Source organism: Sphaerochaeta sp., assembly GCF_050256055.1.
In the GTDB taxonomy this organism is placed as follows: Bacteria; Spirochaetota; Spirochaetia; order Sphaerochaetales; family Sphaerochaetaceae; genus Sphaerochaeta.
Genome location: NZ_JBFWIJ010000001.1, coordinates 137,425 through 152,782, shown reverse-complemented (window position 1 = coordinate 152,782; position 15,358 = coordinate 137,425). Strand labels below are relative to the sequence as shown.

General features: G+C 52.7%; 14 protein-coding genes. 9 read left to right on the top strand and 5 right to left on the bottom strand.

Annotated features, from left to right (window positions below):
* Positions 1-16 precede the first annotated feature (16 nt).
* The 7 genes from AB7C91_RS00655 to AB7C91_RS00625 all read left to right on the top strand — a co-directional run bounded on the left by AB7C91_RS00655 (position 17) and on the right by AB7C91_RS00625 (position 7,670).
* Positions 17-988: a bile acid:sodium symporter family protein gene (locus AB7C91_RS00655; RefSeq protein ID WP_332446485.1), complete on the top strand. Its 972-nt coding sequence runs from the start codon at positions 17-19 to the stop codon at positions 986-988.
* 26 nt (positions 989-1,014) lie between these two features.
* Positions 1,015-2,499: a tagaturonate reductase gene (locus tag AB7C91_RS00650; RefSeq protein WP_332446484.1), complete on the top strand. Its 1,485-nt coding sequence runs from the start codon at positions 1,015-1,017 to the stop codon at positions 2,497-2,499.
* A gap of 12 nt (positions 2,500-2,511) precedes the next feature.
* Positions 2,512-4,038: an altronate dehydratase family protein gene (locus AB7C91_RS00645; protein ID WP_332446483.1), complete on the top strand. Its 1,527-nt coding sequence runs from the start codon at positions 2,512-2,514 to the stop codon at positions 4,036-4,038.
* Positions 4,039-4,063: 25 nt separating this feature from the next.
* Positions 4,064-5,467, top strand: a complete 1,404-nt coding sequence (uxaC, locus tag AB7C91_RS00640; RefSeq protein WP_332446482.1) for a glucuronate isomerase — start codon at positions 4,064-4,066, stop codon at positions 5,465-5,467.
* 4 nt (positions 5,468-5,471) lie between these two features.
* Positions 5,472-6,260 (top strand): IclR family transcriptional regulator, encoded by a 789-nt coding sequence (locus AB7C91_RS00635; RefSeq protein ID WP_332446481.1) that lies wholly within the window; start codon positions 5,472-5,474, stop codon positions 6,258-6,260.
* 76 nt (positions 6,261-6,336) lie between these two features.
* Entirely contained in the window at positions 6,337-7,314 is a 978-nt protein-coding gene (locus AB7C91_RS00630) for a Gfo/Idh/MocA family oxidoreductase (protein WP_332446480.1), read from the top strand.
* A gap of 17 nt (positions 7,315-7,331) precedes the next feature.
* Positions 7,332-7,670: a cupin domain-containing protein gene (locus AB7C91_RS00625; protein ID WP_332446479.1), complete on the top strand. Its 339-nt coding sequence runs from the start codon at positions 7,332-7,334 to the stop codon at positions 7,668-7,670.
* Between the two features lies 1 nt (position 7,671).
* Here AB7C91_RS00625 and AB7C91_RS00620 read toward each other — a convergent pair whose 3' ends face one another.
* The 3 genes from AB7C91_RS00620 to AB7C91_RS00610 are packed head-to-tail and all read right to left on the bottom strand — an operon-like array spanning position 7,672 to position 11,021.
* Positions 7,672-8,607 (bottom strand): AEC family transporter, encoded by a 936-nt coding sequence (locus AB7C91_RS00620; RefSeq protein WP_332446478.1) that lies wholly within the window; start codon positions 8,605-8,607, stop codon positions 7,672-7,674.
* Between the two features lie 16 nt (positions 8,608-8,623).
* Entirely contained in the window at positions 8,624-9,967 is a 1,344-nt protein-coding gene (gene otnK, locus AB7C91_RS00615) for a 3-oxo-tetronate kinase (RefSeq protein WP_428588456.1), read from the bottom strand.
* Entirely contained in the window at positions 9,900-11,021 is a 1,122-nt protein-coding gene (locus AB7C91_RS00610) for a DUF6930 domain-containing protein (protein ID WP_428588453.1), read from the bottom strand. Before AB7C91_RS00610 ends, otnK begins: the two co-directional genes overlap by 68 nt.
* Before the next feature lie 114 nt (positions 11,022-11,135).
* On the opposite strand from AB7C91_RS00610, the gene AB7C91_RS00605 reads away from it, so the two are divergent.
* Positions 11,136-12,464 carry a hypothetical protein gene (locus AB7C91_RS00605; protein ID WP_332446475.1) on the top strand — a complete coding sequence of 443 codons (1,329 nt, stop codon included), beginning with the start codon at positions 11,136-11,138 and terminating at the stop codon, positions 12,462-12,464.
* Here AB7C91_RS00605 and AB7C91_RS00600 read toward each other — a convergent pair.
* Both AB7C91_RS00600 and AB7C91_RS00595 read right to left on the bottom strand, forming a co-directional pair.
* Positions 12,419-13,021 (bottom strand): DUF2202 domain-containing protein, encoded by a 603-nt coding sequence (locus AB7C91_RS00600; protein ID WP_428588450.1) that lies wholly within the window; start codon positions 13,019-13,021, stop codon positions 12,419-12,421. The genes AB7C91_RS00605 and AB7C91_RS00600 overlap by 46 nt on opposite strands.
* A gap of 149 nt (positions 13,022-13,170) precedes the next feature.
* Positions 13,171-14,208 carry a sugar kinase gene (locus AB7C91_RS00595; RefSeq protein WP_332446473.1) on the bottom strand — a complete coding sequence of 346 codons (1,038 nt, stop codon included), beginning with the start codon at positions 14,206-14,208 and terminating at the stop codon, positions 13,171-13,173.
* Between the two features lie 134 nt (positions 14,209-14,342).
* Between AB7C91_RS00595 and AB7C91_RS00590 the strand changes: the two genes are divergently transcribed.
* Complete coding sequence (locus AB7C91_RS00590; protein ID WP_332446472.1) at positions 14,343-15,305, top strand: bifunctional 4-hydroxy-2-oxoglutarate aldolase/2-dehydro-3-deoxy-phosphogluconate aldolase; 963 nt, start codon at positions 14,343-14,345, stop codon at positions 15,303-15,305.
* Positions 15,306-15,358 lie beyond the last annotated feature (53 nt).

The following is a 15,358-nucleotide window of genomic DNA, read 5'->3' as shown; positions in this document are numbered from 1 at the left end:
AGTATGATTTGGAACGATGTTTCAATTTCAACCCATCGAGGCAGGGCTCAGACGCCTGAACTATCATTTGGAAAGGATTATGCCGATCCTTACCCCCAGCGGGGTTATTTTGGGCCTGCTTCTCGGTTCCTTGGTTGCTTGGATGAAACCATCGGTCACCTACCTGTTCGCACTCATTACCTTCATTGGTGGATTGGGTATCAGTTCAGGCGATTTTTTCAAGGTCATCCGTCGTCCCAAGACGATTCTTATCTTCATCCTTGGAGCCAATTTCATCATGCCGATGCTTTCCTGGACAGTGGCAAACCTATTGTTCCCCCATCAGGAAGCGATCATAACCGGCTTGATTCTCCTCATGGCAATCCCGACTGCGGTCACCGGTTATATCTGGAGCAGCATCTACAAGGGAAGCGGGGCGCTTTCCCTTACCCTGATTCTCATCTCCACCATACTTGCTCCCCTTACCACTCCGTATACCGTCCGATTGCTCGCAAGGACCTCGGTGCAGATCAACACCACCGGGATGATGATCTCCCTGCTCTTGATGGTAGTGCTTCCCTCCATGGCGGGAATCCTGATCAACAACCTCACCAAGGGCAGGGTAAACGACCATGTTGCTCCGTGCCTTCGCCCTTTTTCGAAAATCGGACTGTTTTTCATCATCGTCATCAATACATCCCAAGTTGCGGACCGGTTGCTTGAAAACGCGAGCTGGCTGTACCTGCCCATCGCATTGGCCAGCGCCCTGCTGGCTGTTTCTGGCTATCCGATCAGTCACTATCTGGGAAAAATCGCAGGACTCAGCGTCGAGGAAAGCAAAAGCATCACCTTTGCCACAGCAATGCGCAACATCAGCGCGGCTTTGGTGCTGGCGATTGCCTATTTTCCCCCGGAATCCGCACTCCCCGTCATTTTTGGCATCGTATTCCAGCAAAGCACCTGCGCGATCATGGCGCAGGTATTATATGGAAGAAAAACCATACATTGAACGTATACCGCAAAGGAGACTACACCATGCAACCAATTACCAGTATTCATCAACCCGTTCAAAGAAAGGAAAGGATCCTGCAGTTCGGCGAAGGCAACTTCCTTCGTGCCTTCGTTGATTGGATGATCGACATCCTCAACGAGAAGACCGACTTCAACGGGAATGTCGTACTTGTCCAGCCGCTTGACCGCGGTCTTGCCGATATGATCAACGACCAGAAAGGTCTGTACACCACCGTCCTCAGGGGCGTCCAAAGCGGAAAGACCGTCGAGGAATACCGGGCCATAAACAGTGTCAGCCGCTGTCTGAACCCGTACAAGAACGAAGACTACCAAGCGTACCTCAAACTTGCCAAAAGCGAGGATCTTCGGTTCGTCATTTCCAATACAACCGAGGCAGGAATCGCCTATCATGCGGGTGACCAGCTGGATGATGCCCCGCAGACATCCTTTCCCGGCAAGGTATGCTCCTTCCTCTACAAGCGGTACCAGGCTTTCAACGGGGCGAAGGACAAAGGCTTGATCTTCATTCCCTGCGAATTGATCGACAAGAATGGGGACAACCTGAAGCGGATCGTCAAACAATATGCCACCGAATGGAATCTCGAAGCGGACTTCCATGCATGGCTTGACGAAGCCTGTGACTTCACCAACTCCCTGGTCGACCGCATTGTCCCGGGTTACCCGAGGGCGGAAGCACCGCAGCTGTGTGAGAAACTCGGCTACCAGGACAACCTTCTGGATGCTGCCGAAATCTTCCACCTTTGGGTCATCGAATGCCATAAGAACTACCATGAGGACGAACTTCCGTTCAACAAAGCCGGATTGAACGTCGTATGGACCAACGACATGAGTTTCTACCGCACCCGCAAGGTACGCATCCTCAACGGAGCCCATACCATGAGCGTCCTTGCTGCCTATCAGGCCGGTCTGGAAACAGTGCAGGACTGCATCGCGGACAAGAAGTTGCTCTATCCCTTCATGTACGAGGGCATCTTCGAGGAAATCATCCCTTCGATGGATGGTTCCAAGCAAGAGCTGGAAACCTATGCAAAGGATGTCCTCGAGCGGTTCGAGAATCCGTACAATCCCCACCAGCTTTTGAGCATCTCCCTCAACTCTGTCTCGAAGTTCAAGACCCGTGACCTTCCTTCATTGCTTGGGTATCTGAAAAAGGAACACAAGCTTCCCAAGCGTCTGGTCTTCGCGCTTGCCGCATTGATCAGCTTCTATGAAGGAACCGAATACGAAGGGGCGGCACTGAAGGGAAGCCGCAACGGCCAGACCTATCTGATCCAGGACAGCCCGGAAATCCTTGCTTTCTTCGCAGAACAGTATGCAAAAAAAGGAACGACCGAGGAAAAGGCTGCACGCCTTGCCAAAGCGGTCCTCTCCCGTACAGAATGGTGGGCACAGGACCTGAGTACCGTTGCCGGTTTGACCGAATCGGTAGAGGCTGACCTCACCTCCATTTGGACGGTAGGCATGCAACAAGCCTTGCAGGCTCTCTAAAAAGGAGATTTCATGCAGATACGCAAGTTCGTCAAGGTACATCCAGAGGATTCGGTGGCCGTAGCCATCCAGGATCTGAGTAAAGGGGAAGTCGTCGAGGTATCGGGTGTTTCCATCACCCTTGCCGAAGACATTCCCCGGGGCCATAAGTTTGCGCTCAAGCAGTTGGCCAAGGATGAACCGGTCATCAAATACGGAGCTCCCATAGGAGCCGCGAAGACAGCCATCGGTATTGGGGAGCATGTGCATGCCTCCAATATCGTGACCTTGCTTTCAGAGACCGCCGAATATCGGTATGATAGAGATCTTGCCGCCCAGTTCCAGCAGAAGGAACAGGAACGCAAGAAACAGTGGGCGCACAAAGTCCCCACCATCAAGGCCTACCGTAGGAAAGACGGGAAGATCGGCATCAGGAATGAACTGTGGATCGTCCCGACCGTCGGCTGTGTCAACAAGGTTGCAGAAAACCTGGTCAGCTGGGCGGAGGCAAATCTTCCCAGGACAGCTTCCTATGACGGCATCCATGTCTGGGCACACCCGTACGGATGCTCCCAGTTGGGCGACGACCATGAGGCTACCAGGACCATTCTTGCCGATCTGGTGCATCATCCCAACGCCGGCGGCGTGCTTGTTCTCTCCCTCGGCTGTGAGAACAACACCCCCGAATCCTTCAAGGCCTTGGTGGGGGAAGTCGATCCAAACCGGGTCAAATTCCTCACCACCCAGGAAGTCGATGATGAACTTGAGGCAAGCAAGCAATTGCTGCATGAACTCTATGAGACATTGAAGCAGGACAAGCGGGAACCGATGGGGATGGACAACCTGATCGTCGGTTTCAAATGCGGGGGCTCGGATGGCTTGAGCGGAATCACGGCAAACCCCTTGGTTGGGCGATTCTGTGATGCCTTGACCGCCATGGGCGGCACCGGAATCCTGACCGAGGTCCCCGAGATGTTCGGAGCGGAACAACTGTTGATGAATCGAGCAGCAAATGAAACGGTGTATACACAGACCGTCTCCTTGATCAACGACTTCAAACAGTACTTTGTGAAGCATGATCAGGTTGTGTATGAAAACCCTTCTCCGGGCAACAAGGCGGGCGGTATCTCCACACTTGAGGACAAGAGCCTCGGGTGCATCCAGAAGGGGGGGCAAGCCATCGTCACCGACGTTTTGTCCTATGGGATGCAGGTACGCACCCGGGGGCTGAACCTGCTTTCCGGTCCCGGAAACGACATTGTCTCCACCACAGCGCTCACCGCCTGCGGATCGCACATCATCCTCTTTACTACGGGAAGGGGGACTCCGCTCGGCGCTCCGGTGCCGACGGTGAAGATTTCCTCCAACTCGCCGCTTGCTGAGAAGAAAGCGAATTGGATTGATTTCGATGCAGGAAGACTGCTCAAGGAAGATAATGACACGGTGCTCTCCGACTTCCTCTCTCTCATCCAGGCAGTGGCCAGCGGAGAGATGCAGACGAAGAACGAAGAGAATGGGTACGCAGAAATATCGCTGTTCAAGGATGGAGTCATCCTCTAGGACAGCTTCACGTAGGAGAAACACAATGAAGAAGTTTATGGACGAACAGTTCTTGTTGCAGACCAAGACAGCTCAAGCTCTCTACCATGACTATGCCAAGGATGAGATGATCTTCGATTATCACTGTCATCTCAATCCCCAGGAAATTGCAGAAAATAAGCGCTTTACCACGATCACCGATGCTTGGCTCGGCGGCGACCACTACAAGTGGCGGGCCATGCGGGCCAACGGCATTCCCGAGGAACTGGTTACCGGCAAGGACGCCGATCCGTTCGACAAGTTCATGGCGTGGGCTTCCACGATGGAGAATGCCTTGGGCAACCCCCTCTATCACTGGACCCATCTTGAGCTCCAACGGTATTTCGGGATTCATGAGGTACTGAACACCAAGAACGCCAAGGCAATCTACGAAGAAGCAAACCGGCAGTTCAAGGAGAATGAGGAACTTTCGGTACGTGGTATCATGCAGAAGTTCAAGGTGTATGCGGTGGGAACGACCGATGATCCAGCTGACGATCTTGCGTATCACAAGGTCATCGCTTCCCAGACGGACTTTCCTGCGAAGGTTATTCCTTCCTATCGCCCGGACAAGGCCCTCAATATTGAGAAGGAAACCTTCCTCTCCTACATTGAGAGTCTGGGAAAGGCTGCAGGTCTGCACATCCAGAACGCTGAGGATGTGGTCCAGGCCCTGATCAAGCGGCTTGATTTCTTTGTCAGCATGGGATGCAAGGCTTCCGACCATGCCTTGATCACCGCTCCGTCAGTCTTCAAGAGCGAAAGCGAAGTCAACGCCATCTTCTCCAAGAAGCTTGCCGGTGCGACACTCTCGCACGAGGAAGTGGAGGCTTACAAGACCTATGTGATGACGCATCTCGCCCGTGCATATGCAAAGCGGGACATCGCAATGCAACTCCACTTTGCTTCCATCAGGGATAACAACGGTCTCATGTTCAACAAGCTTGGGCCCGATACCGGCTTTGATGCTTCGCATGACAAGGAACTTGCCCAATCGCTGTCAGCCTTCTTGAACAACCTTTCGCAGACCCATGAGGTCCCCAAGACGATCTTCTACTCGCTGAATCCGAAGGACTACTATACGCTGGCCACTTTGATGGGGTGTTATCAGGATGGAATCCCCGGGAAAATGCAACTGGGCTCCGCCTGGTGGTTCGCCGACCACAAGGATGGTATGGAAGAGCAGATGAAGATCCTGGGCAACGTTGGCTTGCTGCCCCGTTTCATCGGTATGCTCACCGACAGCCGTTCATTCCTTTCCTATTCCCGGCATGAGTATTTCCGAAGGATTCTCTGCAATATCTTCGGTACGTGGGCTGAGGAAGGTGAAGTACCCTACGATATGGATATGTTGGGTAAGGTCGTGCAGAACATTTCCTTCGGCAATGCCAAGGCATATTTTGAGGGCTGATCGAATGGGAAAGAAAGAAACGGAAGCAGGCAGCGAGAAACAACAAACCAGCGGGGTTATCAGAACCATCGCCATCTTGGAAACCCTTTCCAAGCACCAGAGCATCAATCTGGAAAGTTTGGCAAAAGAGACCGCGTTGCCCAAAGCCACCCTCCTTCGGTTTCTTTCGACGTTGGTCACCCTCGGGTATGTCTATCGGGATCCCAGCGATCTGTACAGTCTGACGCTGAAGATGTTCTCGGTGGGCTCCCATGGGCTGGAACACATAGACCTGATCCATGTTGCGAACCCGATCGCCCAACGCCTCTGCGAGGAATTGGGCGAGACGGTTCACATGGGTGTCTTGGAAGAGAATGAGGCGGTGTATGTCCTGAAAAAGGAATCATCCTTCACCATCCGCATGTACTCGAGGGTCGGCAAGACCATCCCTCTCTACTGTACGGCGATCGGAAAGAATTTTCTCAGTGATATGAGTGAAAATGAACTGAGTTCCTACTTGAGGAACGTCCATCTCAAGCCGTTCACACCGAATACCATCCGGGATGAATTGACGTTGCTTAGCGAACTGAAGCGCATCAAGGCGCAGGGGTGGGCTGAAGACAACGAGGAACATGAGATGGGAACCTTGTGCATAGGATCCCCGATCAGGGACTATACCGGGAAGGTCATCGCCGCAATGAGTGTTTCCTGGCCATTGTTCAGGTTCAATCCTGAGGAAAAGCAGCACATCACGACCTCAATCGTAGATGCGTGTGCAAGCCTCTCCAAGTTGTTGGGGTATACCCCCGAATAATTGATGAATATCCTCGGATTTCCGGGGATGTTTTTTTTCAGACTCTAGAGTACCATCACGGGTAAGGGGGAAGCATATGCAGACTATCCGTTGGGGAATGATTGGTTGTGGATCGGTGACCGAAGTGAAGAGTGGACCTGGATTGCAGAAGGCGGAAGGCTCGGCACTGGTCGCCGTCATGCGTCGCAATGGGGAGCTCGCCGCCGATTATGCGCTTCGGCACGGGGTTCCCAAGTGGTATGATGACGCCCAGGCGCTCATCAATGATCCCGAAGTCGATGCCGTCTACATCGCCACCCACCCAGATACACACTACGCGTACACGCTCATGGTCGCCCAAAGCGGCAAGCCGGTGTATTGTGAAAAACCATTGGGGATGAGCTACGGGCAAAGCAAGGAGATGGTAGAGTACTGCAAGCAGCATGCCATTCCCTTCTTCAGCGCCTATTACCGAAGGGCTCTTCCTAAATATCGCATGATCAAGGAAATTCTGGAGAGCGGTAGGCTTGGGAAGGTGCGCGCTGTGCATATTCTCATGCAACAGGCGATCAAGGACGAGGATAGGAAGAACGGGGGAACCTGGCGTGTCCGTCCCGAAGTTTCGGGAGGGGGGAAATTCCACGATGTCGGATCCCATGCCCTCGATCTCATCGACTGGTTCTTCGGTCCCGTCATTGAGGCGAAGGGGGAGGGTTTGAACCAAAGCAAGGTCTATGCAGCGGATGATATGGTGCATGGGTACTTCAAGACCGAGCAAGGTGTGGCGGGTACCGGAATTTGGTGTTTCGATTCATTCAGGGATGAGGATACAACCACCATCCATCTCCAGAACGGAGACCTATCCTATTCTGTGCTGGACATCGCAGCGCCGATTACGATCACTACGAACGAGGGCATTGAAGTCATCAATGTTCCGAGTCCTCCCCAGCATGTAGCCCAACCATTGATCCAGACCGTGGTCGACGAACTTCTGGGGAGAGGAACTTGTCCGAGTACCGGAGAATCGGGAATGCGTACCGATTACGTATTGGATTGCCTCAGCGGCAAACGCTGAAACAAAGGAGAGTCGTCATGATGGTTTCCCATAGGGATGCAATAGAAAAAAAGCAGATAGCAGAAAAGGTCCAGAAACAAATTCTGGTGGGTCCAAAACAAGGCTGGAAGGATCATGTGATGCGGATGTTCACCTTGGATGCGGGAGGCTCCGCCCCGCATCATTCCCACCCTTGGCAGCATATCATCTATGCAGTCGAAGGAAAGGGAAATTTGCTCATGGACGGCAAGGATTACCCGTTGGTCCCAGGTTCGGTGGCATACATTCCTGATGACATCGATCATCAGATTTCCAATGCTGGTGAACAGAAGTTCGTCTTCATCTGCATCGTGCCCGAACGGGGTGACCGGCAATAGCCTACATGTACCGGAGCGCCATCAAGAGGGAAATCCAGAGAAACAGACTTACCAATGCAATGAGGGTGGAAAAGACGACGATCTGGCCTGCCAGATCTGCGTCTCCGTCCATCTGTTGGGCCATGGTGTAGGAAGATACCGCTGCAGGGGAAGCGAACATCGCCAACAGCAGAATGAGTTCCAGGTTCCGGAATCCGAGCAGGATGGAAACACCCAAACCGATGGCGGGAACGATGACCAACCGATTCAGTACGGCGATGACCAAGGGCTTGAGATTGTGCTTGACCGAGGAGAAGGTTACCGAACCGCCGAGAATGATCAATGCAAGCGGGGTGGCGATATCCGCCACCTCGAATACGGCTTGTTCGACCAAGGCGGGAAATCGAAGGCCCGTCAAGGCGAAGACACTACCCAGAAGACCTCCTAGGATGATGGGGTTGGTGACTACACCTTTGAGCATCTTGCGGTAATCAGGTTTTTGCCCCCGGAAATATTCCAAGACGATGACGCTGAGCATATTGAACATCGGAACCACGATACCGGCCAGCAAGGAGGCCAGACCCGCACTCACTCCTCCATAGAGTGTTGCAGCCATGGGAATTCCGAACAAAATGAAATTGCTTCTGCAGATTCCCTGGACCACGACACCCCGTTGATGGTTGTCAGCAACAAATCTGGGGATGACCAACAGGTAGGTAAGAAACATGATGACCACCACGACCAAGGCATACCAGAGCAGATGATAGGATTCGATGGTACTGAAATCAGTTTTATAGATATTGGAGAACAACAGGGTCGGTAGAAACACCTTGAAGACCAATGCATTCATTTCCCGCAAGGACCGTTCTGACAACAGACGGGATGTCTTGATCCCATACCCGATGGCAATTTTGGCAAACAACGGAAATACGGCGGCGAATGCGGTGGAGAATATCATGAGCGGTTCTTCCTTTTCATCTGCACATATGCTGGGCTTTCACAAAGAAATCAACAGAGCCGAAATTGCCTGATTTATAGGCAAACTGCAAGGTATCGTCATCCAAGGCCTGAAGCCAGGAAACCCCAGGGTCTATCTGTGACCCGATCGTATAGCCGTACACTCCCAATGCGGCGGCAACCGCCCCGCTGGTTTCCCCCCCTGCAATAAGAAAGGTCCCGACGCCTTCAGCATGCAAAAGCGAGGCCACCGTCCCAATAACCTTCTCGATGGCTTGTGCAACCGATTCCTCACCGAACGTCGCCTTGCTGTTTTTCAGTTGCTGCGGCGTCTTGGTTGCATACAAGAGGGGGAAATACTCACCATCCAGATGCGAAAGCACCCAATCGGCCAAGACTTGGGCGTACTGTACATCATGCAGGCATGAGGCTTCATCGATGAAGCGCGATGGGGCACATTTCCGGTAGGAGGCCACCTGCTCATTGGTGCGTTGGGAGCACGATCCGGCGATCACCACGCCCTTTTGCCTGCGAGGGACAAACGAAGCTCCCTCAGCGGGTTTCAGTCCCCCCTTGCTTGAGAGGAAGGCGGTCAGACCGATCGCCAATCCGGAACCTCCACTCAGCAATTTCATATCAGTCGTCGCCTCGGCGATGACTGAGAGGTCCTCGTCGCGAAGCACATCCATCACCGCATAGGTTACGCCTTCCTCCTGAAGAGCAGCGAGGCGGGCGCGTACGGCGGTTGGACCGGAGAACACCGCAGGATAATAGACATGTCCGATTTTTCCGGAGAATTGGCCTTCCATCAAGCGGGACAGTTTGGCGTCGGTCATGGGGGTCAAGGGATGGGTGGCCATACTCGATTCACAAAGGAGATCGTGATCGACGTACAAGTAGCCGTGGCAGACGGTCCGTCCGTTTACCGGAAGGGCAGGACAGATGATCGTAAAGGAAAGAGACAAAGCCTGGAGCAGGGCATCGACCACCGGACCGATATTCCCCTCATGCGTCGAATCGAACGTGGAACAATACTTGTAATAGAAACGGTCACACCCGACATCCTGGAGGAATTGCAATGCACGCAACGCTTCGTCCACCGCTTCCTTAGCGGTGCAGGAACGGATCTTCAATCCCACAACCAAAGCATCCGCCTCGTCCTTGGGAAGGTTGGCGGGAAAACCGTTGTACATGATGGTCCGCATTCCGCCGTCGGCCAAAAAACCGGCGATGTCGGAGGCTCCGGTAAAATCATCTGCAATTACACCCAAACGCACAGCCGACCTCCCTCTCTTATTCTTGGTCGTCTCCATGATGGTGACAGGAACAATCCGGCCCATGTTCATGATGATGGTGGTCATGGTCGTGGGAATCATACACCTGGGAGAGTTCCTCAAACATATTTTCTATGATTGCATCCATCTCCTGGTTCTCCCCACCATCAACCACCATAATTCCGATCTGCGGTCCAAGCTTGCTCAACAGAGGGAGTGTACGCTTGCCGAAACAGTGAATGGCCTGTGGTTTTCCGTTCTCTTCGAACAACTCAAGGAGTCGACTGACGAATTTGCCGTGCTCCTCATCATAATCCTCCACCAGGAAAACATCCAGGATTTGATGCAGCTGGGGGTCATACACCATACTGAAGATGGGGAATACAGGACGTTCACCCTTCTCGGGCATCATGGCTTCACTGAGCAAACCGATTGCATGATAGTATACTTTTCCCGGCTTCGCCTTCATACGCTTGTAATACAGTTGCTTTTCCTCATCGGTGAAATAGGCCTGCGGATAGGAAAAGCCGTATGCCTCATCCTGCAGTACCCGGGCGGTCACCGTGAAGTCTTCCCCTGCCTTTTGCAGACAGGGTATGTATTCATGGGTCTCACTTTCTTCCAACCGCAAGGAATCGAGCCAATAGGAGAACGATTGGTGTTTGCTTTGTTTCTTGTAATCGGCGAAGTATGTCTTGGCAAACAGCATCGCCTCAAGGATCAGGCAAAGATCACGCTGCTCGGCTTCTGAGAGGTACCAAGGGTACTGATATTGCAATTTACTGCGGAATTGCGGGTAACTGCCTTCCTCGAAGGCGACATTGCTTTCGTTGATCTGAGCAAGTTCCTGTTCTTCCAAATCCTCGCTGTGCGCGTCAAGCAACGCCAACAGACATTCCTGTGCCTGCTGCAAGTCCATGAAAGCGAGATCAGAGGCACTCTCTTCCTCCAAGGAAAGGGCAAGATATCCGGTCAGCCCCTTTTCTCCCCTGTAGGCGGCGAAAGCATTCTGGGCAATGGATACGTAGTACGGGGTGCCATCCTCTGCAACAACGCAGATCAGATCATTTTCAGAAAAAATTTCGTCCAAGCCGGCTTGCATGTACGCCTTGGCCAAAGCATAAAGCGGTGTATGGTTCATACACCACATCATACAGGAAACCGTACGCTTGTCCAATGACTGTACACTTTGTCTTGCCCTTCTTCCTGACTGCTTGTACGATACAATTACCCTGAACGCAAAGGATGGCTGAGCATGACTGGTTTTGAACGATTGCAGCAAGCAAAGCGGTTTGACATGAAACGAAAACCGATCAGGCAACGTCAGTATCTCCGCCCGGTGACCTGGCTGCTCAGTTACCCTGAAGTAGGGAAACACCATCTGAAAATCAACCGAATACGTATGGAGGGAGTCAAACCTCCATTCCTTTTGCTGTGCACCCACCATGCATTCATCGATTTCAAGGTGACCACCGCCGCCTTGTTTCCCCATCGGGCCAATTATGTCGTCGCCATAGACGGCTTTCTCAAACGGGAATGGCTGCTGAGGAATGCAGGAGGCATCTGCAAGCGGAAATTCACCAACGATCTGCAATTGATCCGCCAGATCAAAAAGGTACTGACCGTCAACAAGGATGTACTCGCCCTCTATCCTGAAGCCCGGTACTCTCTGGTCGGCACTACGGCGGTGCTTCCCGATTCCCTGGGGAAGATGGCGAAACTGCTGGGAGTCCCTGTGGTGATGCTCAATATGCATGGAAACTACCTGAGCAGCCCTGTGTGGAACCTGAAAAAGCGGAACAACCGAATTGAAGCCGATTACAGTTTGTTGTTCACAGAAAATGAATTGGCTGACGCATCGGTAGCCTTGGTCAACGAAACCATCCGCAAGGCTTTCATCTATGATGAGTATGCATGGCAAAAAGAAAACCGGATCCGCATCGAGTATCCACAGCGTGCAGAGGGTTTGCATAAACCGTTGTACCAATGTCCCCACTGCCTCACTGAATATGCAATGTACAGCGAAGGAAACAGGATCGGGTGCAAAGCCTGCCATAAACAATGGGAAATGTCTGAATACGGCGAGCTGACATCTGTACAGAAAGCCGCTGATGAAACCACCTTGGTGACGGAATTTCCCCATATCCCCGATTGGTATGAATTTGAGCGTTCCCAAGTACGTAGCCAGATCGAGCAGGGAGCCTACTCATTCACCTGCAAGGTCAGGGTGGATGCCCTCCCCAATGCGAAAGGGTATATACCCCTTGGAAACGCAAAGCTCATCCATGACATGCAGGGATTCCGTCTGGAAGGCAATTTCGATGGCAACCATCTGGATTTGGTGAAACCAGCCCTCTCAATGTACTCCTGCCATATCGAATACGATTATTTCGGCAAGGGCGATTGCATCGATCTCTCCACCTTGGATGATACCTATTACCTCTTTCCCGAAGGCAAAAAATTCTCGGTCACCAAACTGGCGTTGGCAACCGAGGAATTGTTTGCCTATCACTCCCGTAGAAAGATGGTTGAACCCGCTCAGCGGGTAGAAAGCAGAGCGGCCAGTTCGGCTTCCGTTATGTAGACGGGCTGGTAGGATTCGTTGTACCGGGAAAGTTGCTTGACAAATGAACGCATATGGTTCTGTGATCCACGAAGCAAGGCGGTGTAGACCCAAATTTCTGCCTCATCCTCGGTCTGTGCAAGATAGGACTGCAGATCGGCGATATCCAGATCCTCTATGAGAGCTCCGACTTGATAGGCTTGTACCAAGGAGACGCTCCCCTTCTCCACCAATTGGGTGTATAGATCTGCAAGATCGGGATTCTTGAATTCGCCGAAAGTTGTCTGTGCAGCCGGATCCTCGAGATTACGGGAGGCAAGCAAGGCCCCTACGGTATCCATATGCTGTTGTTCAGCCTGAGCAATGTTGAGGAAGGTGCGGGCTCCCCAGATCTCATACAAGGCAAGATACACATCACGGGCAAGTTTTTCTTCCTCCCTCATGTACAGAAGGCCATTGTCAGGGGAAGCGGTTTCCACTACCGCTGCAGGCTGGACCTCTTCAAGCGGTTGCGCTGTCACCGTGAAAGTGAATACGGAAAGCACCAAGAGAACCAGAATGATTGATTTTGTATACATAGTTGACTCCTTTACTTGTTGTATGGCCCAAGGATAGGAAGCTTGGGTACAGATGCAAAGGAAGTCAGGTAAAGGTTTGGTAAAGAACAATAAAGGTGATGCAGTTTCGTCCTGCATCACCTTTGGTTTTTGACAGAAGGTACCTTGGTTTACCGCTGAACGCGTCCGCTGCCATCGCCCTTGCACAAAGCTTCCACTTCCGCTTTCGTACTCAGGTTGAAGTCTCCATCGATGGAGTGCTTCAATGCCGAAGCCGCAACGGCAAAGTTGATGACATACTGCTCATCATCACCATATTCGCTCAGCGCATAGATCAATCCGGCTGAGAAGGAATCTCCACCACCGACGCGGTCGATGATATCGGTGATCTCATAATGCTTGGACAGATAAAAACCGGTCTTCCCGCTGAGGGCAGCACTCCAACCGTTGTGGTCGGCACTCTTGCTCTCGCGCAGTGTTACGGCAACCACCGAAACATTGGGGAATTGCCGCTTTACTTCGTCGGTAAGCTGCTTGTAGACCTCGATATCCAATTCACCACTAGTGACATCCACCTTGGCCTCGATTCCCAGGCACTTCTGGATATCCTCCTCGTTGGCAACCACGACATCGGCGAATTTGACCAATTCACGCATGACAACAGGAGCCTTCTTTCCGTAATTCCAAAGTTTCTTGCGATAGTTGAGGTCGATGGAAACGGTTGCACCGGATTTCTTTGCTTCCTGCATGGCAGCCAAGCAACTGTCGGCGGCGTCCTGGCTGATTGCCGGGGTAATACCGGTGACATGCAGCCATTCAGCATCGGCCATGATGGAGGCGAAGTCAAAATCAGAGCTCTTGCTCAAAGCGATGGAACTTTCTGCACGATCGTAGACGACGCTGCTGGGTCTTTGGTTGGCGCCGGTTTCCAAAAAGTAAATACCGAGCCGACCATTCTTGGTCATCTTGATGGAGGAGGTGTCAACCCCGTATTTGCGGACTTCCCTCACGGCAGCCTCACCGATGGCATTGGCAGGAAGCGCGGTTACGAACTTGGCATCCTTGCCGAAAAGGGAAAGAGAGACGGCAACATTGGCCTCCCCTCCTCCGAAGGTCGCCTCCAAGGCGGGAGATTGGAAAAACCGTTCGTGTCCAGGGGACTTCAACCGAAGCATGATTTCACCGAATGTCACATATTTCTTACCCATACAAGCCTCCTACAATTTTTGCCGGGAACAAAGATATCCTCTTGATATTTGGAATCATAGAAGGTATGCTGGAGTCTGTCAATAATATTTTGAAACATCGTTTCATATTTGGAATCCAGAAAGGAGCGAATCGTATGCATGACGCACTGTTTGCACAGATCCACGAAATCGGTCTCGTACCGGTAGTGAAAATTGATGACGCATCCAAGGCCGAGGGCCTTGCCAAAGCCATGATCGACGGGGGACTTCCCTGCGCCGAGGTCACCTTCCGCACCGATGCGGCCGAGGAGGCCATCAGACGCATCTCCAAGGCATATCCCGAGATGCTCGTAGGGGCGGGAACGGTCATCAACCTCGACTACGCCAAGAAGGCGGTCGCTGCAGGAGCCCGCTTCATTGTTTCCCCGGGCTTCAATCCCACCGTGGTCGACTGGTGCCTTGAGAACAACGTACCCATCGTGCCTGGCGTCTGTACCCCCAGCGACATCGAGGCAGGACTTTCCCGTGGCATGACTACCCTCAAGTTCTTCCCCGCCGAGGTTAGCGGTGGTGTGGACATGCTCAAGAACTTTGCAGGCCCGTTCCCCAATCTGACCTTCATGCCCACCGGCGGCATCAGCCTTGCCAACCTCGCCTCCTATGCCAAGCAGCCCAACGTGTTGGCCGTCGGCGGTTCATGGATGGTTAAGGGGGAGTTGATCGAGAGCGAGAACTGGCAGGCAATCACCGACCTCTGCAAGGATGCCGTCAAAGCGCTCCAAGGTCTGGAATTCGCACATCTGGGCATCAACAACGAGAACGAGGCCGAGGCACAACGGACCATCGCAAGCCTCGAGGCCCTGGGTATGATCAAGAAGGTCGGCAACAGCTCCACGTTCCTGGACACCACCATTGAGGTTCTGCCCAAGATGTACATCGGCAGATTGGGCCATCTCGGTTTCAAATGCTTTGATATCGAGCGTACCCTCGCCTATCTCGGCCGCTTCGGCTTCACCGTCAAGGGAGAGACGATCAGCAGGGACGGCAAGGGAAGGATCAAGGTCTGCTACCTGGAGCAGGAGCTCAGCGGGTTCGCCGTTCATTTGATCAAGGCCTGATTTCCCTTCTTTTCGCTCACACAGCACCGGTACACCTCTGGATGTACCGGTGT